Origin of the sequence: Pseudoalteromonas sp. bablab_jr011 (genome assembly GCF_016464045.1) — a bacterium.
In the GTDB taxonomy this organism is placed as follows: domain Bacteria; phylum Pseudomonadota; class Gammaproteobacteria; order Enterobacterales; family Alteromonadaceae; genus Pseudoalteromonas; species Pseudoalteromonas lipolytica.
The window spans coordinates 24,396-48,821 of record NZ_JACDWU010000284.1; the positions used below are offsets into that span (position 1 = coordinate 24,396).

Consider the following 24,426-nt stretch of genomic DNA (forward strand, 5'->3'; position numbering starts at 1 on the left):
GGGCGGATTGGGTGTCGAGGCATCATGAGCAGTGGCCTCGACGGGCGACTCTGCGAGTCGTCCCTACCTTTTTCTAGTAGGGACGACTCGTCGCCAATCCGCCTTAAAAAAACCGGGGAAAACTTAGGGGGGGTTTTTCTGACGCACAATGTAGGAAGGTCAGTTATAGTTCAAATCAGTGGTTGCACACCAGCCTCGTCTACTCTACAGACGACCTCTACCTAGGTTGCCGTATGGCTAATGGTACAACCGGGCGTTGCCCAAGAGGTGAACAATCCTAGTAGATGCTTTTTGGGTTTTTAGTCTACCATCTCAAAGGATAGTCGTATCTAGATAGATACGCGGCCTTAGATACTGTCAAGGCGACAAAGGTGTGCAGCTGCTATTTTACCTTTCGTAAAAATTAGCTAAATATGAAGACCGCCATCCCATCCAGCCGTTCTTTCGTCTTTTCCCACTTCGGCATTACCTGGCTCATCAGCCGGTAAAACCGCTCGCTGTGGTTATGCTCAGCTATGTGGCAAAGCTCGTGCAAAATCACGTAATCAATACACTCACGAGGCGCTTTAACCAGGTGAGGGTTCAGGGTGATTCGGCCATTGGGTGAGCAGCTGCCCCATTGGGTTTGCATCGTCACAATACGCAGTTGAGGACATTCATCCACCCAAAGGGCCTGCTCCAACATGGCATCGAAGCGTTTGGCGAAGGTTTCCTTAGCCCGTGCTTTGTACCAGTCAGTCAGTAGCTCTTTCACCTTGTCGGTGGACTTCGCTCGTACTGAAACTTTCAGTTTGCCACGTAGTAGTTTCACGCCTTGAATCTGCTCAGGCGCTTCAATCACTTTCAGCAGGTACTGTTTCCCAAGGTAGTAATGACTCTCACCACTGATGTATTGCCGAGGGGTGGTGAATTCAAGCTGTTTGCGGAAATCCCGAAGCTGCTCGTATATCCAGCGCCCACGCTTTTTAACAGCAGATAACACGGCTTCGCTTTCAGCACCCTCAGGAGCCGATGCGATTACCCGACAATCGGGATGAACCTTAATTAATACCTTGCCTGTGGCTTGCGGACGCTTAACTCGCTCAAACGTAATGTCCTCGTCACCATAGCGGAAGCTCATGGTCTGACTTTGGGGTTTAATCGGCACATTCATCTGGTTATACCCATTCAAGCACCGTTCAACCCGACCCGAGTGATCTGAACAATCATCTCAACAATCTTCTTGGCCTGATCCATTCCGCCACCAATGGCTTTGCATTCCTGGAACATGTGCGGCAGTAGCTTTTTACGAATGTCGGCTTCGATGTTCTGTGGATTGATGGAGTTTTCCGCGACAGAGGTTTCTACCGCCTGGTCAATTTCAAAGGCGACTTTTACCCACTTATCCTGAACTTGCTGGTCGAGGACAGCCAAAGCTTCAGGCAGCACTTTCTTGAAAACACCAAAGTATGCCTGGGCATGGCGATTACCGGCAAAGACATCGGGTATGTCGTTCAGGCGTCTGTCTTGAACTTGCTCTTCGAATTCACGGAACAGCATGTACTGTTTCAGTGGGTGGTCGAATAGTTTTTCAGCTTCCTCAATGGCTTGGCGCAGCAGCTTGGAGAACGCTTCCTGAGTATAAGGGTCATCCCGCAGCTCTTGCTCAATCATGCGGGTTACGCGGGTTTTGATGATGTCGGTTTCGTTGCGGGTTTTATCCTCGCTCCAGTCTTCCGGCTGTTCTTTTTGCCCCATTTTACCCACTTCATACACGCCACAGGGTTCTTTAACCTCTACACCTACCACGTGCTTATCAAGCAGCTTTTTAACCTGTTCGGCGTATTCGTCGTAATCAATCCTCTCGCCCGCATCTTGCTGCACCAGTTGGCGCAGGCTTGAGAATTGCTTAACCGTTTCTTTGTAGTGGCGGCGATCCTGGTCGCTAAAGCTCTTGTCTTCAAAGAAGGTGGCGGATTGCAGTGCTACCTTCAAGCAACTAGCGAAGGCCGTCAGGGCTTCGTAGAAGTCTTCACGCACCTTTAGATGCACGTCAACCAGCTCGCCGCTCTCTCCCGGCGCTAAAGGCTTTTGCTCTTCAATCTTCGGTACCAGCACCTGACGCAATTGCTCGATGTCGTTCTTATTCTTCACGCCATCGAATATGGCCCATAGCTGCTTATAAAGCTGTGGCAGGCGCTTGTATTCGGTACTCATCTGGTTGTAGAGGCCAGCAATATCATTGATGTCGTAACCGCCCTGAGTACGGGAAGCCAGATCCTGATATTTCTGAATGGTGGTATCCAGCTCAGCCAGAATGCCGCGATAGTCGATAAGTAAGCCAAACTTCTTCTTCGGATGCAGACGGTTTACCCGTGCAATCGCCTGGATCAGGTTGTGCTCTTTCAGCGGTTTGTCGATATACAAGACTGCGTTTTTCGGCTCATCAAAGCCCGTGAGCAGCTTATCAACCACGATGAGTATCTTCAGTGAATCATCTTTGTCGAAGCGCTCGATAAGATGCTTGGTGTAAGCCTGTTCATCCTGGCTGCCAACATTGTCTTTCCACCATTGGGTTATTTCCGGTGTGGTGGCCTCATCCACAGCAGTGTTACCTTCACGGCTATCGGGTGGGCTCATCACAACGGCCGATTCAAACAAGCCTGCTTCGTCCAGATACTTTTTGTACTTGATGGCAGATGCTTTGCTGTCGCAGGCTAACTGGCCTTTCAAACCTTCGTCGATGTTCTTTACAAAGTGGTTGGCAATATCCAGGGCAATCAAACGAATGCGGTCATCCGCACCGTATACTTGGCCTTTTTTGGCAAACTTGCGCTTCAGGTCGGCCTTTTGCTCGTCTGAAAGTCCTTCGGTAATACGCTCAAACCAACTGTCGATAGCGCGTTCATTTACATCCAGATCGGGAATACGCTCTTCGTATAGCAGCGGCGTCACCGTCTGGTCTTCTACGGCGCGCTGCATGGTATAAGCGTGCACAATGGGGCCAAACTTATTGGTGGTCTTGTCGTCTTTTAACAGTGGTGTGCCGGTGAAGGCGACAAAGGCAGCATTAGGCAGCGCCTGCTTCATACGAATATGGTTTTCACCACCTTGGCTGCGGTGGCCTTCGTCAATCAGCACAATGATGTCAGAGCTGTGGTTTACACACTCTGGCATTTTGGTTGCGGTATTAAACTTCTGAATAAGCGAGAAGATAATCCGCTCAGTGCCTTTGCCAATCTGTTCGGCTAGGCGTTTGCCTGAGGTGGCCATCGCTGCTTCTTTGTCTTTCTTCCCGGCCAGCTCGCCGCCAGAGGCAAAGGTTTTGCTCAGCTGGGTTTCTAAATCTACCCGATCAGTCACCACCACAATACGGCATTGCTTCAGGCTCTCGTGCAGGATCAGCGCCTTGCTTAAAAACACCATAGTGAATGACTTACCCGAACCTGTGGTATGCCAGATTACACCGCCTTCACGGCCACCTGTGCTACTTCGGGTATTGATGCGTTCAATCAGTCGTTTAATACCAAACACCTGTTGATAACGGGCGACAATTTTGCCAGCCTTTTTATCGAACAAGGTGAAGTAACAGGTCATCTCAAGCAACCGGGCAGGGCTTAACAAGCTGATCAGCAATTGATCCTGGCCCGTAACAGCCAGTTCTCCCGCAGCGGTCAGGCTCTGGTACCAATCCAGGTCTTTTGCCGGACGGTGGCTGAATAAGCCCGCTAACTGCTCATTTTTGAGCGTTTTGTTTTTGATGGCGTACATCTCGGCATCGGAGATGTCTTCTTCACGCCAGGCGGCCCAAAACTTTGCGGGCGTGCCACAGGTACCATAACGGCCTTCGTTGCCGTTTATGGAAAGCAACATCTGGCTATAGGCGAACAATAAGGGGATTTCATCATGGCGCTGGTTACGTAGGCTTTGCGAAATGCCTTCGTCAATGGTGGGGCCTTTTTTCGCATTACCATCCGGGCGCTTCGCCTCAATCACAACAAGAGGAATGCCGTTTATAAAACAGACAATATCCGGTCTGCGGCTCTCGACTCCGCCAGAGCGGGTAACAGTAAACTCTTCGGTAAATACAAAGCTGTTATTGGCCGGGTTTTGCCAGTCAATTAGCGCAACCGTCGGGCTGGCCTTTTTACCATCCACAAACTCAGTGACCGATATGCCATACATCAAGTGGTTGTACAGACGCTCATTGGCAGTTAACAAGCCTTCGTTAAGTGCGGGGCTGCATACCTCGGCAATCAGGTTGTCGATAGCCTTTTCAGACAGCGGGTAGCTCTTACCGGCAAAGGTAAAAGTACGCTTTTGAAGCTCACTGTGTAGCACTTGCCGTAAAACCACTTCATCGGCTTTACCGCCACGAGCGGCTAACGCGAGTTCAGGAGAGAGGAATGACCACCCGAGGTTGGTCAACAACGTCAGCGCCGGTAACTTGGCACTGTATTCTTCCTGAAATTTGGGTGTGTATTGTGTCATTCGTTATCTCTCTTCAACCCCTGGTACCCGAGGTGCAGCTTCGGGTTATGGTTTTGTTCTGTTTTGTCGGCGCATGTTTTCTACAGCCAATGCAAAATCGGCATTGGTAACGTCTTCTTGCCAACGAGACCAGAAATCTATTGTTGCGCTCAGTGGCTTTTCAGCAGGAGGATCAATTTTTATTCTACTCGGCAGCAGTACCGAGTCACCGACAACCATGGCTTCGCCAACATCCATGATGGGTAATGCTTCTAAGAGGCTTTCTAGGCTTTCTGGTAGTAATTTTCGAACAGTTGCTTGGTCATCCGCGTTTGTTAAACGCAATGAAATGATGTTGTTACACTGGCTTAGAATGGTGGCACTTACATCTGAAGGCCGTTGGCTCACAATCATGAGTGCAACGCCGTATTTTCGACCTTCCTTAGCTATCTTCTCAAATGCTTCGACCGCTCTGCGTTCAACTGGGTTGCCTTCTTTTCTTGGCAGATATAGGTGAGCCTCATCGCAGACAAAAGCAACTGGTCTGCGGCTATTCGGAGCAGTCCAAAATTGAACCTGATAGATAATACGAGCAACCAGGCCAATTATTACTGGCAGTATGTCAGCAGGAACCTCTGAGAAGTCGATTACTTTTATGCTTTGCTTTTGATTGCCAAAACCCATCAGTTTTTCAGCAATCATACTCAATGAATCGTATTGGTTGTATTTGTCCGGGCTATTGAATAAGAATCCATAGCGACGGTCATTCAAGCGGCTGGCCATGCGAACTAACAATCTAGAAAATTCGCCATTGAATGGGCCGTTTTTGGGGCCTCGTGATCCTTGAACCTTCTCTTCGTTTAGATATTTGAGTTTCCCAATAACTTCATTTAAGGAGTATGGGATCGGGCTGTCTAGAGTAAAAGACTGCAATAGATCGGTTCGACCATTCGCTTTTAAGAATGCTTTCTTTTGCTCTGTTATGGCATCTTGCACAACCACCACTTGGTTATGTGCACTGAACTCGCTGCGATCAACGAATAATGATTGAATCTCTTCCGAATTAAGCAACCAGTACGGCAGAAAGAGCAGTGAGTCATCATCTACGTCAACCTCATCCGGCCCAGGTACTCTCAGCTGCTTAGCATAAGAAAGTTCCTTGTACTCACCATGTAGGTCGAATACAACAAGGTTTGAAGAAGGTAGCTGCGAGCTTCTTTCCAAAATAGAGGCAACCGTCCATGATTTACCTGAGCCGGTACTGCCAAGCAAAGCGGCATGGCGCTGGAAAAGTTTATTGCCATCGACATAAGCGCGTGCGTTTTCATTAAGCTTATAAGAGCCCAGCTCCAGTGAGTGCTCTCCGTCGCCACACTCAGAAATAACACGCATGAATTCTTCTAGATGAGCGTCTTTAAGTACGTAACAGGTTGAGTCGATTTCAGGGACGTGATCAAGTGATCGTGAAAACTTATATTTTTGATCGACTGCATCCCAGCGGGCTGCACCCATCAAGGTGATCTTAACTGTATTGACTACGCTATCTTCAAAAGCATCTATCTCGTCAGCATCATCTTCAGCTATTTCCGGTGTAAGTGGCTGAGCGACCACCGCTTTGATGACTTTATCAATCATGCCAATCAGCCAACATTCAGTTGCACCACTGAGTTGCACGGTTACAAGCTGGCCAACTCTGGCTTTACGTAGATCTTTATCACTGTTAACCAGAATGGTTACTTTTCGGGTGTCAACTTCACGGATGTTGCCAAGTGTGTAGCTGTCATCATTGAAAGTAAAAAGTGCCATGTTACCCTCCTAAAAATTCGTTGGTAAAAGCGTCAAAACGCCATAATTCCTTGTCATCAATATGTAGCCAGTTTTCATACTTTGAGTTGTAGACCCTGCTTTTGTCTGAGTCAAACTGTTTGCAGATGAGCCACATGTTCGGACATTTATCTAGCCACTCTTCAATTCTTGGGTTCGAATCCCGAGTGATCACCAAAGCACGGCATTGGTCTTGTTCAAGCTTTTGTCTAAATGCGTTGTTAACAAGCTGGGAATCGTTAAAGCCAAACCCCAAAAATAGGAAGCTAGTATGGTTTCCGACAGCTGTGTCGTACTCAGCTAACTGCGCTCTGTCCTTGTGTAATCGTTGATATTTGCCCGTACCAGGAGTGATCATGGCCCGTACAACGCCGTCAGGCTTGTTGAGTATCCAGCTGTTACATTCAATAAGCTGAGCTTCCCATTCAAATGTATTTAACGAACCGTGTGGCTTGTGTAGTCGGATATGCTTGCACTCAACAATTCGTAATGGCGGCCTTGTCTTACCAAGGCCTTTCTGAATGGATTGAACTGACTTTTTTGCCTCAGCCCAGTCGTAGCGACGAAGGAAGCCACCGTGAAACCCGGTAATGTAGGGGATCTTATGCCGGACGAAGGCGTATTCAGCCAGCAAATCGTAATTTGGCGTGGCGACGTGAAGTTGTTTATCTGCCTGCGGTAAAGCTTCAACCAGTTTTTTCAATAGCGAGCCAGCAGGCCAATCGCACGTGCCTGACATGATTGAATGAGCGTAAGCATTATCCTGGTGCGCAACAAAGCTGGCAGTAAGCTCGACTATTCGATTGGTCAGAGCTTCTTCTTTGATGAAATCCATTGCAGATTCAAAATCATGACTACCGATATCAAGAGCAGAGACCACTTGCTGCCATTGTTGTGCTTGTGCTTCGGTCATTCCATGAGCAAGCTCGGCTCGAAGGTGGCGCTCAAGAGCTGGCATCCCAAAACTCAGATCAAGTGCACATGAAGTTCCTGTGCCAAATAATACAAACGGCTTGTCTGTAAAAAACTCAGCAATCGCTTGATATGCAACGTCCTTTGTTAGCTCCACGTGCATCCCCCTTAGCTCACCAAAACTCTTCGCTTTCCCGTCAATAACTGCTGCATCAGGGCTTTTTTCTCTTGCTTTATCGCTTCCAGCTTTTGTTGAAGGGCAGAGATTTCCTTATCGGCAGTAGAAAGTACTGCAGCGATTTTTTGTTGTTCTTCGCTACCCGGAAATGGTGTGACCAGACGAGAATAGATCGAAATCCAGTGTCGCTGATGTCCTCCGACAGAAAAATCCAGCAACTGCATTGCTTCGTATACGTACTTTATTGAAACACCTTCCTTGGCTGTCAGGATTTTCATTGCGCTGGATTTAGCCTTAAAAGGGAAATCCACGAACTTACTGTCAGTAGTAAAATCATCGAAAATTATGGCTGGCAGTTTTTCCGAAAATATTCCCGATTCTTCATCTGTATATCCGAGGATGAATGTCTTTCCAGCCGTAAGAACAGGTGTTGAAAAGTCATCACTGTAGTCTGTGCTCTCAACCAAATAGGGAGTCGGTTGTTGATAATCCAGCAAGTCTCCTAACTCGACCCTTTTCCACTCCCCACTAAACCTAACTCCATTCTTATCTAGTAATCGCTTTTTGCCGGTGAGCAGTTGTTGCATCAGGGCTTTTTTCTGCTGCTGGCTTTTGGCGAGCAGTTGTTCGGTGGTGGTGATGGCCTTCTCCCAGGTGGATAAGATTTGGGCGATTTTCTTTTGTTCGGGAAGTGGGGGAACAAGAACAGGAAACTCTTTAATTTGGGTTGAGTTAATACTTGCCAAGTTAGTGCTTCTCTTCGCACAGCTTAGAAAATAGGTTTTTCCATAATTGCTGGCCGCCAAAGCCGCAAGAAAAAAGGAATCTATAATGTCTTGGTTAGGTCGAACAGCAAATACGTGGTTTTGATGTAAACATGGTTCAATCTGACCCAGCCAGACATCCCCACGGCCTAGCTTATCGTAATCACCACCCTCGTTCATAAGTACATCACCGTACTTCAATGAATAGCGCTCAAGTTTATCTTGCTCGATCTCAATTGTTTTTACTTCAGTTAAATCGACATGCCCATCTTGAACATTAGCTACACGTAAGTATGGGACCTCAATGGGCGCCTTGAGACCTTTTTTTCCTTTCGCCACACCAGAGCGAACTTCGGCAATCTTTTCAAGAGCGATTCGATTCCAACCATTAGGCACCATATCCCAACTCCTCCAGATACTTGGCCATCTCGGTTTTCGGTTCGACCTTTTGGCCAATAATCTGTTCGTGCTCCATAAAATTATTCATGGTCTCTTTCCTCGTCACTAAGGATATCGGGGTTCTTAAGAGATTTTTTTTCTGCGGACGCCAATCTGCGCTCTACCTTCTTAATATCTTCTGCTGGAGGAAGGTTTTCCGGTCTTATACCTCGATTCAACAAAGTGTCTCGTACAGCTTGGTTATTAGTTACATGCTCACTGGATATTTGATGCTCGCGGGTCATTTGCTGTTCACGGGCATTATGTATAGTAATTTCAGTCGCAAAGTCTTTCGCTTTGAGAATAATAGTTGGAGCAAAGTCTGCCAGAGGGCGATTATCAGGTACTTGCCATTGAGCTTTCATAGCCTGTGTATTCTTGCCAAATAGGGCCGCATCACCTTTACTACGGATCAAAGCAAAGTTTTGATTACCACCTGTTTGCTCAAAAATTACACTAGATAGCTCTTTTTCCGTAGCTGATAGTTTTTGCCGTGCGAGTACTCGCTCTGCTTCCAATAAACGTTGTTCTATTAGCTCCGCTTTTCTGGTTTGCATGGCAAAGTAGGTTTGGGCAAACGCTATTTCTTGTTTACGAGGATCACCATTTTGTGCAATTAAATAACAGGCATAGCGAGTGAGCATTACATCATCTATTTCTCGTTGGCTACCCGAGCCTAACTCGACCATTTTCCCGACGTCGGCAAAATGGTCGTCAATGGTATGACCGCTAATTTCACATGCAGTTTTAGCTTTTGATATAACACTGACAAAATTATCCCATTTGCCATAACCCAAAAGATGTTGTAAATCGCGTGCAAGCCAGTACTCGACACTATTTTCAGTTTGCTGAGCATGACCTTCAAAGGTGGTTGTTAGAGATTTAATTTGCTTTTGTTCCATGTCATGTACTCCTTATTTGTCATCATTTAAATAGTTCAACTCAACCAAATAGCTAGTCATCTCGTCTTCTATTTTTGCTAATTGAAACTTCAGTTGCTCCCGCTCTGCTCGCACAGCCATCAAGTCAATTTCTTCCTCTTCTTCAAAGGTATCTACATAGCGTGGGATATTCAGGTTGTAATCGTTCTCTTTGATCTCATCCATACTAGCAACGTAGGCGTATTTTTCGACGCTGGTGTTATTGCGATAGGTCTCAACGATCTTGGCGATGTATTCATCAGTCAGCAGGTTCTGGTTTTTGCTTGCTTTAAACTCACGGCTGGCATCGATAAACAGAGTACTGGTATCTGACTTATCCTTGTTAAAGATCAGGATCGCAGCGGGGATACCCGTACCATAGAAAAGTTTCTCCGGCAGGCCGATAACGGCATCCAGCAGGTTTTCGTCGATCAGCTGTTTACGAATTTTTCCCTCGGACGAACCACGGAACAGCACGCCGTGTGGAACCACCACGCCCATTCTTCCGCTTTTGGGTTTAAGGGTTTCGATCATGTGCAGGATAAATGCGTAGTCACCTTTGGTTTTCGGGGGTACGCCACGGCGGAAGCGGCTGAACTTATCGTGTTCGGCTTCGTCGTGGCCCCATTTATCCAGACTGAATGGCGGGTTGGCGGTCACGATATCAAACAGCATTAAGTCGCCATTTTTATCCAGCAACTTGGGGTTACGGATGGTGTCGCCCCATTCAATTTTGTGGTTGTCTTCGCCGTGCAAAAACATATTCATTTTGGCTAGCGACCATGTAGAGCCGATAGCCTCTTGCCCGTACAGGGCGTATTGCTTGCTGTCGTGGTTGGCCATGACCTTTTGGCCACACTTCATCAAGAGCGAGCCGGAGCCACAGGCGGGGTCGCAGATGCTGTCGCCTGGTTGCGGGTCTAACAGCTCGGCAATCAGGTCACTGACCTCGGGCGGGGTATAAAACTCACCGGCTTTCTGCCCGCCGCTTGCGGCAAAGTTTTTGATCAGATATTCGTAGGCGTTACCGATCACATCCAGCGTGCCTACACGGCTGGGTTTGAGGTTCAGTTCGGGCTTAGCGAAGTCTGCCAGCAGATGACGCAGAATGGTGTTCTTTTGCTTTTCTTCACCCAGTTTGTCAGTGTTAAAGCTGATGTCCTGGAACACGCTTTTACCGGCGTCTTTCAGTTTGGTGCCGTTGGCTTCTTCAATGGCGTGCAGAGCCTGGTCAATGCGCTCGCCGTTACCAGGTTCGTGACGGTGCTCAAAGAGTGTATAGAAGCTGGCTGCTTTAGGCAGTACAAAGCGCTCGCTTTTCATCATCTCCTCGATGAGTTCAGGCTCGTCGCCGAACTCGGCCTTATAGCCATCGTAATGATCTTGCCATACGTCTGAGATGTACTTGAGAAACAGCATAGTCAAGATGAAGTCTTTATAAGTATCGGCGCTGATGGTTCCACGGAATGTATCACAGGCGTTCCAAAGCGCTTTGTTTATACTATCTTGGTTAATTTTTTCGTTTGCGCTCATTTTTAACTCGTCTCTTTAAGTAATTGCTGAAACATGCCTTGCAGCATGGTTTCACGGTTTTTTAATAGTGCTTGGGTAGCTTTTTGTTCTTGCTCCCATAGGTCATTCAAGTGCAGAATTTTCCATTGTGTTTCGATACATGGAACTTCGAGTTTTAACTGAGATACTGTTTTAGTATTCAGCATGGCAATATTTGTACCCTGACTTCCAGCACCTATAGACAGCGAATGCTGAATAGCAGCTCGGTTAAGCGACCAACATAGAAATTGCGGCAAAATTTTTGGTTTAGGAGTGAGCACTAAAAATTGGCTACTAACAACTAGGGGTAGATCTGAAGTAGAGCTACTCCCTATGTATGTAGCCCTGAAGTACCCGCCTTTTGAGCCCCTGGCTGGTATGATTACAGTACCAGATTCAACAAACGCCTTATTTTTACCTTCCCATTTGATTAGGGGCAATTGGCTAGGTATAAGTAAAGAGCTATTACTATGTTCCCATATTTCACGAACATCTTTTATTTGAGCTATGTGAGCATTGCCAATCTCTTTATCTACCTCTTCAGTTTTCTCTCGGAAAGTAAACCCGCTTCGAACATCAGCTATATTACTTAGTAGCTGATAATTATTGTGTATTTTCATATGAGCGCCATTCTGAAGAGTTATTTGTCAGCATGCAGCCAGCAATAGCTTTTGTATGTGACTCAGTTAAGAATTCGATTAAATCCCAACCAACGCTATCTGCATTTTCTTTAAACCAGTTTTGAACAGTCGCTGTTAGTTTTTGGCGTTTTTCGCAATGAGCTTTGTTATACAAAGAAATAATACGAGCAGACGAGCAGAAAAAACTACGGTCATTTGTTTTTATTATCTCTGGTGTTGGAAAAGGGTACTTTTCTTTACCAGAGATACGACTTTGCTTTGATTTATTTGATATAGATGTAATTTTTTTCAATACGTTTTCAGTTTTAACTAGTGTTACCTTTATGGCTTGCACACTTTTAAAACTCTGATACTCTTGTTCCATAATTCAATCTCCTCTTATGCTTCTCGGCATGGTTGATTTTGAATTGCAGTGATAGGCGGCAACCTATCACTGCAAAATCTTCAATAAAAAATACAGTAGAAACTCTATGTATTGGTTTCATGTATACATAGTGATTCAAAAATTTATTTTTGTCAATATTATTTTTACAGTAGAATCTCTACGCTAAACTACTCCTTTCAAACCCTGTAAAGCCATAAATCGGAACCCCGCAAGCTGGGCCCCCTTGCTCCGCAACCCTTCGGGCGATTTCTAGCTTGACTGGCTTTTCTCTGCGTAGTGAAGGTTATCCAAGAGGTATGCGGCGCTCTGAGTGGCAAGCACTCGACGCTTTCCACACCTCCTGGATACAACTGGCTTATCAAATAAAAACGGGAAAGAGGGAAGGTAAATAAATTTATATTTATCTGTTTTTATTATATTTTCCCAGTTTCCCATATTTCCCAACCTAATATCCTTTATTGAAATAGGCTAGGTAAGGTGGTCATTGCCTCTTTTCGCTTACGATCTATGATGTCTGTATAGATTTGTGTCGTTTTTAATTCTGAATGACCAAGTAACTTTGATACGGTATAAATATCAACATCATTAGTTAGCATACGTACAGCAAATGTGTGTCTCGCACAGTGAAAGGTAATGTGCTTTGTAATACCTGCTCTGAGCATCCATTGGCTTAGGGCAACATTTGTATAGCTTGAGTATCTTAAGCCTTTAAAAACACGTTCATGGGCTTCTCCTGGCGAGTCTAAAAGCATAGTGGCATCAGATGGAAGGTATAAGTACTGAAGTTGCCCTGTTTTAATGTGATTAAAAGTTGCTCGTGGATCTATCATTGTGAGTTTTTCCCACGTTAGCTTTTGAATATCACTCCAGCGCATACCTGTGAGGCATCCGAATAAGAATGCTCGCTTCAGTACATCATACCGGCACTCTGTTTTATAAAGTGCAGTTACTTCTTCCTCTTCTAAGTAATTACGAGGGTTTTGCTCTATCTTGATGCTTTTTACTTCGTTTACAGGATTTCGACGAATAATGCCTTCATGAAATGCTTTGTTTAAAGCTGCTCTCACTTTGTTGAAATAGCATGATGTAGTATTTGAAGAGAGTAGCTTATCTGATTTTGTTCGTGCATGTTTTATTAGGTATGTTCTGAACCCAAGTAATACATCAGCATCGAAGTCAGCAAAGGATAAAGGGTTACCATCACAATATCTCTTCAGATGCATTAACGATGACTCCCACAATGATACGTTTGATGGGCTATCAGTGTGCTCTTTGTCGTTTATTATTTGCTGCATGTAGCTATAAAAGCTTTCTTGCTGTTTTTCTGAGTCTTCAAAGTGGTGCTTGTTGTTAGCTAAATCGACAATCGCTTGCGCTCTTATCTTTTCTGAAATATCTAAGGTCTTTTTATTGTGGTCACGTTGGAACTTGTCCTTAGGATTAGCATAAATGAACAAGTCCATTGATTGTCTTTTACGGCGTTTAACTCGTTTGCCGTTTTCGTTTAGGTAAGAACCATAATTTCTGGTTAACAGTAGTTGTTGGCGGCCTGTACTATCAGGTGACTTTTTCTCGATAGTTAATTTCATAATAACTTCCTCTTTGGTGGACCAATAGTGGCCCACAACAAAGAAGTAGGTGGGCCATTCGAGGCCCATATTATGAAACTAAAGGAAACTATTGAAAGATAAAAAAGTTATTAAATGTATGAATAAATTAGTTTTTTTAACTTAAGTTGGATGTTTGTTTCCTTTAGTTTACCTTGTTATTTACCGATACAGAACGAGCTAAATATTTTGCCGAGCAAATCATCAGACGTGAATTCACCTGTAATTTCATTTAGGAACTGCTGAGTTAAGCGTAACTCTTCAGCTAATATTTCACCGGCAATATGCTGTTCAAGTTGCTCTTTACCTGTATGCAGATGATGCGCTGCATGGTGTAGTGCATCGAGATGACGACGACGGGCCATAAAGCCACCTTCGGTTGCGCCTTGAAAACCGATACATGCTTTTAAGTGAGTACGAACTAACTCTATACCTTCAGCATTTTTGGCGCTTAATCGAATGACAGGGTATTGATCATGTTCATCCATACCGACATTTTCACCCGAAATATCGGCTTTATTTCGGATCACCGTGACGCCCATGCCTTGTGGTAACTTAGACATAAACTCTGGCCAGATAGCATGTGGATCTGTAGCGTCGGTGTCGGTGCCATCTAACATAAATAACACGCGATCGGCTTGATTAATTTCTTCCCAGGCGCGTTCAATACCAATTTGCTCTACCTTGTCTGGACTTTCTCGAAGGCCGGCTGTGTCGATAATGTGAAGTGGCATACCATCTATATGAATATGTTCTCGCAGTACGTCTCGTGTGGTGCCGGCTATGTCGGTAACAATGGCTGCATCACGACCCGCTAACGCATTTAATAAACTTGATTTACCCGCATTCGGTCGACCTGCAATGACTACACGCATACCTTCGCGCATTATCGTCCCTTGCTTTGCTTGTTGCGTGACATTATCAAGTTGTTGAATGATGGCATCGAGATCATTTGCTACTTTTCCATCTGTCAGAAAATCGATTTCTTCATCTGGAAAATCTATGGCTGCTTCAACATACATACGTAAATGAATGACTTTTTCCACCAGCATCTCTATGTGTTTTGAGAACTCACCTTGAAGAGATTGCAGGGCGCTTTTTGCAGCTTGCTCACTGGTTGCGTTAATGAGGTCGGCAATTGCTTCGGCTTGTGTTAAATCAAGCTTGTCATTCATGAATGCACGTTCTGAGAATTCCCCTGGTTTTGCTAACCGTACACCTTCAATATGGCTAATTTCTTTTAATAGCATATCGAGTACAACAGGACCGCCATGTCCTTGTAGTTCAAGTACATCTTCACCGGTAAAAGAATTTGGTCCTTGGAAGAAAAGGGCAATACCTTGATCTAGCTGTGCGCCGTCTAAGCTCTTAAAAGGCACATAGTCTGCGTAACGTGTTTTAGGACAGCGACCAATAATATGCTCTGCTACCGTTTTGGCTAAGCTGCCAGAAACGCGAATAATACCAACGCCACCTCGTCCGGGTGCGGTCGCTTGCGCTGCAATTGTATCTTGATTAATCATGCTTTTAGTATTGCCAATATTGAAAATGATGCTGGTTTGTATTGTAACCTATGGCTTAATTTCATGCGAATAGCGGTGTATAAAAATACCAACTTAGTCGTTGCTATTAGTTTTACTTTATTCAACATTAATAAATAATAAACACTAATTGCAAATGATAATTATATTCATTAAGATATTTGCATCTTACTTTATAATTTAAAAATATATGCGCTACTCTCCTTTATTATTGGCTGTTCTCGCGAGTTTTTCTGGTTTTTCAGTTGCTGAGAATCAACAAACGTCAGATCAAAATGAAATCGAAAAAATCGATGTAATAGGGCGTGCTTTTTCTTTATACCGACCAACCGAGTCAAGCTTCGGGACCCGCACTAATACGCCGATTGAAAAGATCCCACAGTCTATTCAAATTTTGCCACAGGAGCTGATTAACGATCAGGCTGCCCGACAGATTACCGATTTATACAGTAATATCGCCGGTGTAAATGGTTTTAGTTATTCAGGTGTAACATTTCGTGGTTTTCGCCAAGATGAAATTTTATATGATGGTGTCAAAGGCGATCCATTCAACGGCTTTGCCGTTCCACAATTATTTAATATTGAACAAGTTGCGGTGTTAAAAGGGCCTGCGGGTGCTATATACGGTAGCGGTAATCCAGGTGGCATTATTAATTATGTAACCAAGAAGCCAACCTTTACTGAAAAGCACAGTATTGAAGTCGAGCTTGGTAATGATGACTTTATTAGTGGCGCATTAGAAAGTACAGGGCCCTTGAGTGACTCATTAGATAATCATGCTTATCGTGTTGGTTTGTATCGTGATTCAGAAAAGCCATTTCGCGCTAATACCAGCAGTGATAATACGATTGTTGATCTTGGTTATACTTGGCTGATAAGCAGCGCAACAGAGCTTACAACGCAATATACGTATATAGAGCAAGAATTAGGGGGAGCACGCCTTCGTGGGGTGCCTGCTGATGATAATGGGCATTTTATTACGGATATTAGCTGGAATCATAATGAAGCGACAGATTTCCAAAATGTTGAGGCGCATGTTTATCAAGCTATTTTAAAACACGACATTAATGATGTATGGCGTACGGATATTACAGCACGTTATTTTGATAATAAAGAAGTGCAAAATTACCATGAGCCAAGAGGGCTTGTGGATACCAATGGCGATGGCATTGTTGATTGGAGTCACCGCGAATTTCGTGATCAACTTCGTGAAAATACAGGGTTTAGCTTAACCGCTAATGCGGTAGCTGAGTTTATATTTGCTAATATGCAACACCAAGTCTTATTTGGTAGTGATTGGTATGAGCATGATTTCGAAAGTGTTTACCGCACAGCTACGCAACAAAGTAAAGGAGGGCCTGTCCCTGGGCTTGACCTTCAAGATCCCGTGTATGGTTTAACGTCTCGCGATGATTATGATCTCAATGCTATTACACCCAGACTTGGCAGTACTCATAGCACACGCTTTGGTGCTTATGTGCAAGACCAACTTGATGTCACTGCCAACTGGAGCATAACCGCAGGGTTAAGATACGATCGCTTTGAAGACAAAGATGAGTTAAATCAGACCGAGTTTTCTGATAGCGATGTCACTTATCGTGTCGGCACCAGTTACAATATTAATGATACTTTCTTTCCTTATGCCTTATATGGTACTGGTTTTGTACCACAAAGTGCCAGCGATCAAGAAACAGCCAAGGGCGGACCTTTTGCTCCTGAAACAAGTCGTATAAATGAGGTGGGCTTAAGAACGAAGCTTGTTGATGATAGCTTAGCTGTGAATATGGCCGCTTATGACATTGTGCGCAAAAATATTCTGCAACCCAGTTTGTTGGGTGATGTTGCAGGCGATGGGGTTGATGATTTAGTGGCCGTCGGCGAAGTGCAAAGTAAAGGGTTTGAACTCGAAGTGGTTGGTGATATTACCGAGCGTTGGGTAGTGACAGCAAGTTATGCCTATAATGATACCCGTATCACTAAAGCCAATGACAGCATACGTAATCAAATTCCTAACAGTGATAAGTTTGCCAATGCGCCGCAAAATACCCTGGGTATTTGGACACGCTATGAACTACCTCGCGTATCGTCATCTATTTCTGCAGGTTTAGACTATGTTGATGAGCAGCTTTGCTTGGGCGGACAACGTGTTCAACCTTACACTATCTACAATATGGCATGGCAAACGACCTTAAATAACTGGCAATGGCAGCTATCAGTTAAAAATGTGTTTGATAAAGAATATGCAAGCAGTGGCTTTATTGAACGTACGGGGCATTTTCCCGGTGAGCCACGCCGTGTTTATTTAAGTGCTAAATACAGCTTTTAATGGTGGCGTGTGAGCGCTAAGCAGTGGTTTAACTTACATTCGTGGGCAGGACTCGTTGTTGGGGTCCTGCTTTTTGTTATTTGTGTGTCCAGTACGTTAGCAACCCTTAGTCACGAGATAGAGTACCTGACTGAGAGTAAATATCGTGCTTTAAGCTCTTCACCCATGACTAACTATCCCGCGATAGAATCCAGTCTTAATAAGCATTATCCCAATGCACAAGTACTGTATATCCATAGTCATAAGCAAGATTATTTAGCCACAGAAGTTGCGCTAAAAATTAATGATACATTTCGGTTTGTTTATCTTGATGCTGCCTCAGGAGAAGTATTAGGAGAAGGAGAGTGGGCACGAATATCGCGATTTTTACGTAACTGGCATATGAATTTATCCATGGGCTGGACTGGTAAGTTGATTGTGACAAGCTTAAGTATCTTAGTACTTATATTACTGGTCTCGAGCTTTTTTTTTACCGACGCTGGTGGCAAGGCTTTCTTAAAAAGCCAGCCCCACTTTTATTGCATAAACGCAATGGTTGGGCAGACTGGCATAAGCTTGTAGGACTTTGGAGTACGTGGTTTATTGCTGTTATGGCGGTAACGGGTCTTTGGTATCTGATAGAGCATGGATTGCAAACAGCCAAAGTAGATCATTATGTTGCAGAACCTACAAAGGTTATTGCGCTAAAACAAAGCGCGTCGACAAGTAATATGATGCCAATATCTTTAACGGCCGCATACGAAGCAGCACAACAGGCTTTTCCTAGTTTAGATATTCGTTATATTGGTTACGGACAAAAAGCAGCACAGCCTATCGAAGTTCGTGGCTATAATAACGATATTTTACTACGCCTACGCGCTAATCGCGTCTATATAAATGCAAGCACAGGGGCCGTGTTAGGCATTCAAAAAGGGCAAGACTTGCCGTTTGTTCCACGTATAAAAGACACCGCTGATCCACTGCATTTTGGAAACTTTGCAGGTCTAGGCACAAAGTTTATTTGGGCTATTTTTGGTAGCTTGATGAGCGGTGTTAGTGGTGTTGGAATTTACATGAGCTGGCTGAGAGTTAAACGCAAAGCAACCGTTTCTAGCTGGTTAGGTGTATCAGGTTATATAGCCATAGGCTTGGTTATAGGCTCTGTGGTAATAACAAGCGTTAGCGTTAGTGAACGTAGCGTGCCAAAGCAGCTTTATGCACCTGTACTCGGTTAAAAATAACTGGGCATTAAAAAAGGCGACCTAAGTCGCCTTTTTTGTGCGTAAGGGTTTTAGCCTCTTACTTTAATGCCTTTTTTCTCCATTCCACGGTAGATGATAAGCATCTGCGCGATAGAGATAAGGTTCGATACTAACCAGTAAAGTACAAGGCCAGATGGGAACCATAAGAAGAATACAGAGAAGATTACCGGCATAAACGTCATCATTTTTTGCTGCATTGGATCTTGAACCGTCATCGGTTGCAGCTTTTGTGTGATGAACATACTTGCACCAAATAAAATTGGTAATACGTAGTATGGGTCTTTCGCTGATAAGTCAGTTAACCATAATACAAACTCAGCATGGCGTAATTCTGTTGATTCTAAGAATACGTAGAATAGTGCTAAGAAGATTGGCATTTGTAGTAAAAGCGGTAAGCAGCCACCCATCGGGTTTACTTTCTCTTTGCGGTACATTTCCATCATAGCTTGACCGAACTTTTGACGATCATCGCCAAATTTCTCTTTTAGTGCAGCCATTTTAGGTTGTAATGCGCGCATTTTCGCCATTGACGTGTATTGTGCTTTTGTCAGTGGGTACATTGCAGATTTAACAATGACAGTAATAGCGATGATAGCTAGACCCCAGTTACCTAGGATACTGTGCAACCATTTAAGTAGCACGAATAATGGTTGCGAGATGAACCATAACCAGCCGTAATCAACCGTAAGGTCTAAGTCTGGGTGAATTGCTTCAAGTACATCAGACTCTTTCGGGCCCATATAGTAAGTCGAAGCAAGGGTTGTTTGTGTGCCAGCTTGTACGTTAACAGCTTCACCTTTAGTACCAATGATGGCAGCATTACCAGCCACTAATTTGCTGTATAGCGTATTTTGTTGGTCTTGCTGTGGAACCCATGCACTTACAAAGTAGTGTTGAATAAACGCAATATAACCACCAGCCGTCGTAACATTTAGGTTTTTGTCGGCCATATCAGAGAAGCTGTATTTTTCGTAAGGCTCTTCTTCAGTACCGTATGCAGCCCCTAAGTAGTTTTGATCAACTAAGCTACCTTTATCTTGTACTGTACGCTTCACTTGCGTGTAAAGCTGCACTTGAATCGGATCCGCTGTTACGTTATTTACCGTGTACTCTAAATCTACAGCGTAGTCGCCTTTCTTGAAGATATAAGTTTTGGTAAATGTCACACCTTTGCTGTCGGTAAACTCGAGTGGTACACGAAGCTCATCGCCATTTAAGGTGAACGATTTTTGTGTGGTTTTATAAACAGGGCGACCAGCAACAGTTGCATCTGGGCCGTTTAAACCAATTAAGCCACTTTGTGAGAAGTATTGATTACCGTCAAACTCACCAAGTAGCATAAAAGGTGTATCACTGCCTTTTGTCTCTTCGTATTGAAGTAAGTCTGCTTCAATAATGTCACCACCGCGGGTGTCAATTTTTACAGTGAAGACATCAGTTGTTACATCAATAACTGAGCGCTTTGCTGTTGTAGCAACAGGAACTTCACCGTCAGATGATGCTGGAATAAAGTCATCTGACTCTGATGTTGTTGCGCCTAGTGTTTGTGTTGTGGCACTTGGATCAGCTTTTGGTGCATTGTAGTCGTTATTCCACTCTTGGAATAATAAAAACGACACAAGCATCAAGCCGATTAATAAAAACGTGCGTTGCGATTCCATAACAGCTCTTATTTCTCGTGTTGGTGGTTAATATGATTTTTTGCAGGAACGGGATCATCCCCACCTGCATGTAAAGGGTGACATTTTAATATGCGTTTAACTGCTAACCAACTGCCTTTTACACTTCCATGCAAATTAATTGCTTGAATAGCATAATGAGAACAGCTTGGATTAAAGCGGCAATGTGGACCTAATAGCGGGCTTATCCAATTTTGATAGCCACGAATTAGCATGACTAAACAGCGCTTTGGAATAGCAACAAGTGGTTTAAGTAACCTCATGGTGTGTCTGCCCCTGCGTTAATTTAGTCAATGGAATACCATGAATTTAAATTCCCAAGATAGAATTTTAAATGCATGATTAAAAGGTGAGCTAAAGATACCTTAATTATGCCCGTAATTCTATTGATATCAGGCTTGTTTATTAGATTTTGCTGATTTATTAGGGCGTTTTTTGAAAGGGGGTGGTTTTGGTGCACCCGGCTTGCAGCGTTCGTTAATTTTTCGCCACAATTTATTTAATTGTTTTGTTAACTCTTCGTTTGACTGCTCATCAATGCCACTTTTAACCATAAGCACAATATCAATGTTATCGATTTTGTGTTGATTTAAACGAAAACTTTCGCGAGCAAGTCGTTTAATACGATTACGTTGGCAGGCTTTTTTAACACGTTTTTTAGCGACAGTAAGACCTAGTCGAGGACTTGTTTGGTCATTGGGTTTTGCTAATAAGGTAAAGAAAGGAGTCGCAGCGCGAGCTGGTTCATTAAATATGCGAGAGTAATGCGAGGGAGTTAACAAACGTAACTCCCTGCTGAAGCTAAAGTCTTCCACTTATATTAAGCAGAAAGAACTTTACGGCCTTTAGCACGACGACGAGCTAATACTTTACGGCCATTTGCTGTTGCCATACGAGCACGGAAACCGTGTGTACGTTTGCGTTTTAAAACGCTAGGTTGAAAAGTTCTTTTCATAACAATTCCATCCGATCGGTTAAGGTTAAAACATCCTATGCAGGTCGCGATCCTGGCACAGGTGCCATTGCGAGCGCGAGATATTATAGATGAAGACAACAAAAGTCAATCATAATTACACGGCTAACACAGTAATTATAAAGGATCCTGTCGCTCGATCATATAGGATCATCATAAATAAGAAGTTTTCCACAGCCTCTGTATAAAAAGTGAATAAAAGCTTGGGAAAAGCAAATTAGATCGTAGAATTTAATCGCGATCTAGCTGCGAATTTGCTATGATCACTATTCGGATGTAAAAAATAAACCCTATAAAAATCATGCGGTTGTCTTTTTGTGAAGACGAGATCATATTTTTCAGAAAAATCAATCTTGTACTTGTGGATAAAGTGCCTTCATAATACTCGGTCTAGGCCAAGAAAATTGGTCAAAGATTAGTAATAAATGTATGATTTTCCATCATTAAAGATGAACGGGAATAATAATTAAATCTCTGGGAGTTTAATAGTGTATCTGTCGGTTTGGCAAAGTTGTTTATATGTATTGCAAGATGAACTGCCGTCACAGCAGTTCAGTATGTGGGTAAGACCACTACAAGCAGAAAGTACCGAAGATACGTTAACTATATATGCGCCGAATCGTTTTGTTCTTGATTGGGTGAGAGAAAAGTATTTAAACCGTATAAATGAACTGCTCGTTGAAATTTGTGGTGATGAAGCGCCCGAGTTACGTTTTGACGTAGGCAGTAAACCTATTTTAAATGCGCAAGCCGCCGTGCCAGCTGCGAGTGCTCCTGTTAGTGCTCAACACACATCTGAGAAACAACAGCCCAAACCTGAAAAAGCGAATGTAGAACCTGCACCAAAATCGGGTTATAAATCAAACATTAAAGAAAATTATACGTTTGATAGTTTTGTTGAAGGTAAATCAAACCAGCTAGCAAAAGCAGCCGCAACTCAAGTTGCAGACAACCCAGGGTCTGCCTTTAATCCCGTGTTTATTTATGGCGGTACAGGTTTAGGTAAAACGCATTTATTGCATGCTGTAGGTAATGGCATCATGGCGAATAAACCGGATGCAAAAATTGTTTATATGCATTCCGAGCGTTTTGTCCAAGACATGGTTAAAGCACTTCAAAATAACGCAATAGAAGAGTTTAAACGTTATTACCGAAGCGTTGATGCATTGATGATTGATGACATCCAATTTTTCGCTAATAAAGAACGTTCTCAAGAAGAATTTTTCCATACCTTCAATGCATTACTTGAAGGAAATCAACAGATTATATTAACTTCAGACCGCTATCCAAAAGAGATAGAAGGGGTTGAAGATCGCCTTAAGTCTCGCTTTGGATGGGGGTTAACTATTGCCATTGAGCCTCCTGAGCTTGAGACGCGCGTTGCTATTTTGATGAAAAAAGCGCAGCAGAGTAAAATTAATTTACCGCATGAAGTGGCCTTTTTTATTGCCAAGAAACTACGTTCAAATGTGCGTGAGTTAGAAGGGGCATTAAACCGTGTGATTGCAAATGCGAATTTTACCGGTCGTCCAATATCAATCGATTTTGTAAAAGAAGCGTTGCGCGACTTACTCGCATTGCAAGATAAGCTCGTAACCATCGATAACATTCAGCGCACAGTCGCAGAGTATTACCGTATTCGTGTTTCAGACCTATTATCTAAGCGCCGCAGTCGTTCTGTAGCACGACCGCGCCAGGTTGCTATGGCTTTATCTAAAGAGCTCACTAATCACAGTTTACCTGAGATTGGTGATGCGTTTGGCGGGCGTGACCATACAACGGTACTGCATGCCTGTCGTAAAGTTAAATCACTGCGTGATGAAAGTCACGAGGTGAAAGAAGATTATCAAAACTTAATAAGAACCTTGTCATCTTAAGGCTGACTTTATTATGCAAATAACAATATCAAGAGAGCAATTTTTAAAACCTTTAGTTCAAGTGTCGGGTGCGATTGAACGCAAGCACACCTTACCGATTTTATCGAACGTACTGTTAGTTGTAGAAAATGGACAACTATCAATGACGGGTACCGATCTTGAAATTGAGTTAGTAGCAAGCGTATTTGTAGGTGAAGACACCGCAGATACAAAATTAACCTTGCCAGCTAAAAAGTTACTCGATATTTGTAAAAGTTTACCCGATGGCTCTGAACTTACTTTAAGTAGCCAAGATCATCAGTTATTACTAACCAGTGGTAAAAGTCGCTTTTCATTGACCACATTAGCTGCAGAAGATTTTCCGAATCTTGAACAATGGGATGGCGAAGTTGAGTTTCAGTTAACCCGTGTAGAGTTACGTAAACTACTTGAAAGTACTCATTTTTCAATGGCGAACCAAGACGTACGCTATTATTTAAATGGTATGTCGTTTGAAGTCGACAATGCCGACATTAAAACAGTGGCAACAGACGGTCACCGTTTAGCGATTGCACAAAAGCAGTTAGCTCAGTCGCTTAATACACAGCGTCAGCTTATTATTCCACGCAAGGGTGTGCAAGAAATCATGCGTTTAATGGTGGCTGATGATGAGTTAGTAACAATTCAATTTGGCGCTAATCATATTCGTATTATTGATACCGAGTTTACGTTTACAAGTAAATTGGTAGATGGTCGTTTTCCTGATTACCGCCGAGTATTACCACGTGGTGGCGATAAAGTTATTACTGCCAATAGAGAATGGTTACGCAGCGCATTTCAACGTGTGTCTATTTTATCGAATGAGAAATTTCGTGGTGTGCGTTTAAATCTTTCTGATGGCTTGTTGAAAATAACTGCCAATAACCCTGAGCAAGAGCAAGCAGAAGAAGTGGTTGAGGTTATGTATCAAGGTGGTGAGCTGGAAATTGGTTTTAATGTTTCGTATGTACTCGATGTTTTGAATACATTAAAAACAGAAGATGTCACTTTTACCCTTGCAGATTCAAACAGTAGCGCGCTAATAGAAGGTGCTGGTGACGAAGAAGCGATGTATGTTGTTATGCCGATGCGCTTATAACCT

20 protein-coding genes are annotated in these 24,426 nt (G+C 43.6%); 5 read left to right on the forward strand and 15 right to left on the reverse strand.

Translation table 11 applies throughout. The features are described from left to right. Positions 1–403 precede the first annotated feature (403 nt). The 11 genes from JIG41_RS16635 to mnmE form a co-directional block, all read right to left on the reverse strand. On the reverse strand, positions 404–1,153 hold the full coding sequence (locus tag JIG41_RS16635; RefSeq protein WP_249406694.1) for a M48 family metallopeptidase: 750 nt from the start codon (positions 1,151–1,153) through the stop codon (positions 404–406). 14 nt (positions 1,154–1,167) lie between these two features. Further along, entirely contained in the window at positions 1,168–4,470 is a 3,303-nt protein-coding gene (locus tag JIG41_RS16640; protein WP_199525112.1) for a type I restriction endonuclease subunit R, read from the reverse strand. A 45-nt stretch (positions 4,471–4,515) separates the two neighbouring features. Then, on the reverse strand, positions 4,516–6,255 hold the full coding sequence (locus tag JIG41_RS16645; RefSeq protein ID WP_199525113.1) for an ATP-binding protein: 1,740 nt from the start codon (positions 6,253–6,255) through the stop codon (positions 4,516–4,518). A gap of 1 nt (position 6,256) precedes the next feature. Continuing rightward, the gene (locus tag JIG41_RS16650; RefSeq protein WP_199525114.1) at positions 6,257–7,342 is read right to left on the reverse strand and encodes an SIR2 family protein; all 1,086 of its coding nucleotides are present in this window, start codon (positions 7,340–7,342) and stop codon (positions 6,257–6,259) included. Positions 7,343–7,353: 11 nt separating this feature from the next. Then, positions 7,354–8,526 (reverse strand): restriction endonuclease subunit S, encoded by a 1,173-nt coding sequence (locus JIG41_RS16655; RefSeq protein ID WP_199525115.1) that lies wholly within the window; start codon positions 8,524–8,526, stop codon positions 7,354–7,356. Between the two features lie 80 nt (positions 8,527–8,606). Further along, positions 8,607–9,467 (reverse strand): DNA damage-inducible protein D, encoded by an 861-nt coding sequence (dinD, locus tag JIG41_RS16660; protein WP_199525116.1) that lies wholly within the window; start codon positions 9,465–9,467, stop codon positions 8,607–8,609. Between the two features lie 12 nt (positions 9,468–9,479). Further along, the gene (locus JIG41_RS16665) at positions 9,480–11,018 is read right to left on the reverse strand and encodes a type I restriction-modification system subunit M (RefSeq protein ID WP_199525117.1); all 1,539 of its coding nucleotides are present in this window, start codon (positions 11,016–11,018) and stop codon (positions 9,480–9,482) included. A gap of 2 nt (positions 11,019–11,020) precedes the next feature. Then, positions 11,021–11,656 (reverse strand): restriction endonuclease subunit S, encoded by a 636-nt coding sequence (locus JIG41_RS16670; protein WP_199525118.1) that lies wholly within the window; start codon positions 11,654–11,656, stop codon positions 11,021–11,023. Then, positions 11,640–12,041 carry a hypothetical protein gene (locus JIG41_RS16675; RefSeq protein WP_199525119.1) on the reverse strand — a complete coding sequence of 134 codons (402 nt, stop codon included), beginning with the start codon at positions 12,039–12,041 and terminating at the stop codon, positions 11,640–11,642. Before JIG41_RS16675 ends, JIG41_RS16670 begins: the two co-directional genes overlap by 17 nt. A 476-nt stretch (positions 12,042–12,517) precedes the next feature. Then, on the reverse strand, positions 12,518–13,651 hold the full coding sequence (locus JIG41_RS16680) for a site-specific integrase (RefSeq protein ID WP_199525120.1): 1,134 nt from the start codon (positions 13,649–13,651) through the stop codon (positions 12,518–12,520). Between the two features lie 176 nt (positions 13,652–13,827). Continuing rightward, positions 13,828–15,192, reverse strand: coding sequence for a tRNA uridine-5-carboxymethylaminomethyl(34) synthesis GTPase MnmE (gene mnmE / locus JIG41_RS16685; RefSeq protein ID WP_065978282.1), 1,365 nt, complete (start codon positions 15,190–15,192; stop codon positions 13,828–13,830). Between the two features lie 208 nt (positions 15,193–15,400). On the opposite strand from mnmE, the gene JIG41_RS16690 reads away from it, so the two are divergent. Genes JIG41_RS16690 through JIG41_RS23115 form a run of 3 tightly spaced genes read left to right on the forward strand, consistent with a single transcriptional unit; the run spans position 15,401 to position 18,750 of the window. Next, positions 15,401–17,536 carry a TonB-dependent siderophore receptor gene (locus tag JIG41_RS16690; RefSeq protein ID WP_199525121.1) on the forward strand — a complete coding sequence of 712 codons (2,136 nt, stop codon included), beginning with the start codon at positions 15,401–15,403 and terminating at the stop codon, positions 17,534–17,536. Positions 17,537–17,545: 9 nt separating this feature from the next. Further along, positions 17,546–18,097, forward strand: a complete 552-nt coding sequence (locus JIG41_RS23110) for a PepSY-associated TM helix domain-containing protein (RefSeq protein WP_312000541.1) — start codon at positions 17,546–17,548, stop codon at positions 18,095–18,097. Beyond that, positions 18,055–18,750, forward strand: a complete 696-nt coding sequence (locus tag JIG41_RS23115) for a PepSY domain-containing protein (RefSeq protein ID WP_283246081.1) — start codon at positions 18,055–18,057, stop codon at positions 18,748–18,750. Before JIG41_RS23110 ends, JIG41_RS23115 begins: the two co-directional genes overlap by 43 nt. A gap of 56 nt (positions 18,751–18,806) precedes the next feature. Here the strand turns inward: JIG41_RS23115 and yidC are convergent, their stop codons facing one another. The 4 genes from yidC to rpmH form a co-directional block, all read right to left on the reverse strand. Further along, positions 18,807–20,438, reverse strand: coding sequence for a membrane protein insertase YidC (gene yidC / locus JIG41_RS16700; RefSeq protein ID WP_036973695.1), 1,632 nt, complete (start codon positions 20,436–20,438; stop codon positions 18,807–18,809). Positions 20,439–20,446: 8 nt separating this feature from the next. Continuing rightward, positions 20,447–20,719: a membrane protein insertion efficiency factor YidD gene (gene yidD / locus JIG41_RS16705; RefSeq protein WP_036973693.1), complete on the reverse strand. Its 273-nt coding sequence runs from the start codon at positions 20,717–20,719 to the stop codon at positions 20,447–20,449. Positions 20,720–20,848: 129 nt separating this feature from the next. Continuing rightward, entirely contained in the window at positions 20,849–21,271 is a 423-nt protein-coding gene (gene rnpA, locus JIG41_RS16710; RefSeq protein WP_036973690.1) for a ribonuclease P protein component, read from the reverse strand. A gap of 5 nt (positions 21,272–21,276) precedes the next feature. Then, positions 21,277–21,411, reverse strand: coding sequence for a 50S ribosomal protein L34 (gene rpmH / locus JIG41_RS16715; RefSeq protein WP_008488847.1), 135 nt, complete (start codon positions 21,409–21,411; stop codon positions 21,277–21,279). 506 nt (positions 21,412–21,917) lie between these two features. Between rpmH and dnaA the strand changes: the two genes are divergently transcribed. Together dnaA and dnaN are read left to right on the forward strand one after the other, a co-directional pair. Beyond that, the gene (gene dnaA / locus JIG41_RS16720; RefSeq protein WP_036973688.1) at positions 21,918–23,306 is read left to right on the forward strand and encodes a chromosomal replication initiator protein DnaA; all 1,389 of its coding nucleotides are present in this window, start codon (positions 21,918–21,920) and stop codon (positions 23,304–23,306) included. A 13-nt stretch (positions 23,307–23,319) separates the two neighbouring features. Continuing rightward, positions 23,320–24,423 carry a DNA polymerase III subunit beta gene (dnaN, locus tag JIG41_RS16725; RefSeq protein ID WP_075594477.1) on the forward strand — a complete coding sequence of 368 codons (1,104 nt, stop codon included), beginning with the start codon at positions 23,320–23,322 and terminating at the stop codon, positions 24,421–24,423. Positions 24,424–24,426 lie beyond the last annotated feature (3 nt).

Excerpts from the sequence above, each read along its gene's own strand:
- JIG41_RS16635 (WP_249406694.1), bottom strand. The coding sequence starts at position 1,153 with ATGAATGTGCCGATTAAACCCCAAAGTCAGACCATGAGCTTCCGCTAT.
- JIG41_RS16640 (WP_199525112.1), bottom strand. The coding sequence starts at position 4,470 with ATGACACAATACACACCCAAATTTCAGGAAGAATACAGTGCCAAGTTA.
- JIG41_RS16645 (WP_199525113.1), bottom strand. The coding sequence starts at position 6,255 with ATGGCACTTTTTACTTTCAATGATGACAGCTACACACTTGGCAACATC.
- JIG41_RS16655 (WP_199525115.1), bottom strand. The coding sequence starts at position 8,526 with ATGGTGCCTAATGGTTGGAATCGAATCGCTCTTGAAAAGATTGCCGAA.
- dinD (WP_199525116.1), bottom strand. The coding sequence starts at position 9,467 with ATGGAACAAAAGCAAATTAAATCTCTAACAACCACCTTTGAAGGTCAT.
- JIG41_RS16665 (WP_199525117.1), bottom strand. The coding sequence starts at position 11,018 with ATGAGCGCAAACGAAAAAATTAACCAAGATAGTATAAACAAAGCGCTT.
- JIG41_RS16670 (WP_199525118.1), bottom strand. The coding sequence starts at position 11,656 with ATGAAAATACACAATAATTATCAGCTACTAAGTAATATAGCTGATGTT.
- JIG41_RS16675 (WP_199525119.1), bottom strand. The coding sequence starts at position 12,041 with ATGGAACAAGAGTATCAGAGTTTTAAAAGTGTGCAAGCCATAAAGGTA.
- JIG41_RS16680 (WP_199525120.1), bottom strand. The coding sequence starts at position 13,651 with ATGAAATTAACTATCGAGAAAAAGTCACCTGATAGTACAGGCCGCCAA.
- mnmE (WP_065978282.1), bottom strand. The coding sequence starts at position 15,192 with ATGATTAATCAAGATACAATTGCAGCGCAAGCGACCGCACCCGGACGA.
- JIG41_RS16690 (WP_199525121.1), top strand. The coding sequence starts at position 15,401 with ATGCGCTACTCTCCTTTATTATTGGCTGTTCTCGCGAGTTTTTCTGGT.
- yidC (WP_036973695.1), bottom strand. The coding sequence starts at position 20,438 with ATGGAATCGCAACGCACGTTTTTATTAATCGGCTTGATGCTTGTGTCG.
- yidD (WP_036973693.1), bottom strand. The coding sequence starts at position 20,719 with ATGAGGTTACTTAAACCACTTGTTGCTATTCCAAAGCGCTGTTTAGTC.
- rpmH (WP_008488847.1), bottom strand. The coding sequence starts at position 21,411 with ATGAAAAGAACTTTTCAACCTAGCGTTTTAAAACGCAAACGTACACAC.
- dnaN (WP_075594477.1), top strand. The coding sequence starts at position 23,320 with ATGCAAATAACAATATCAAGAGAGCAATTTTTAAAACCTTTAGTTCAA.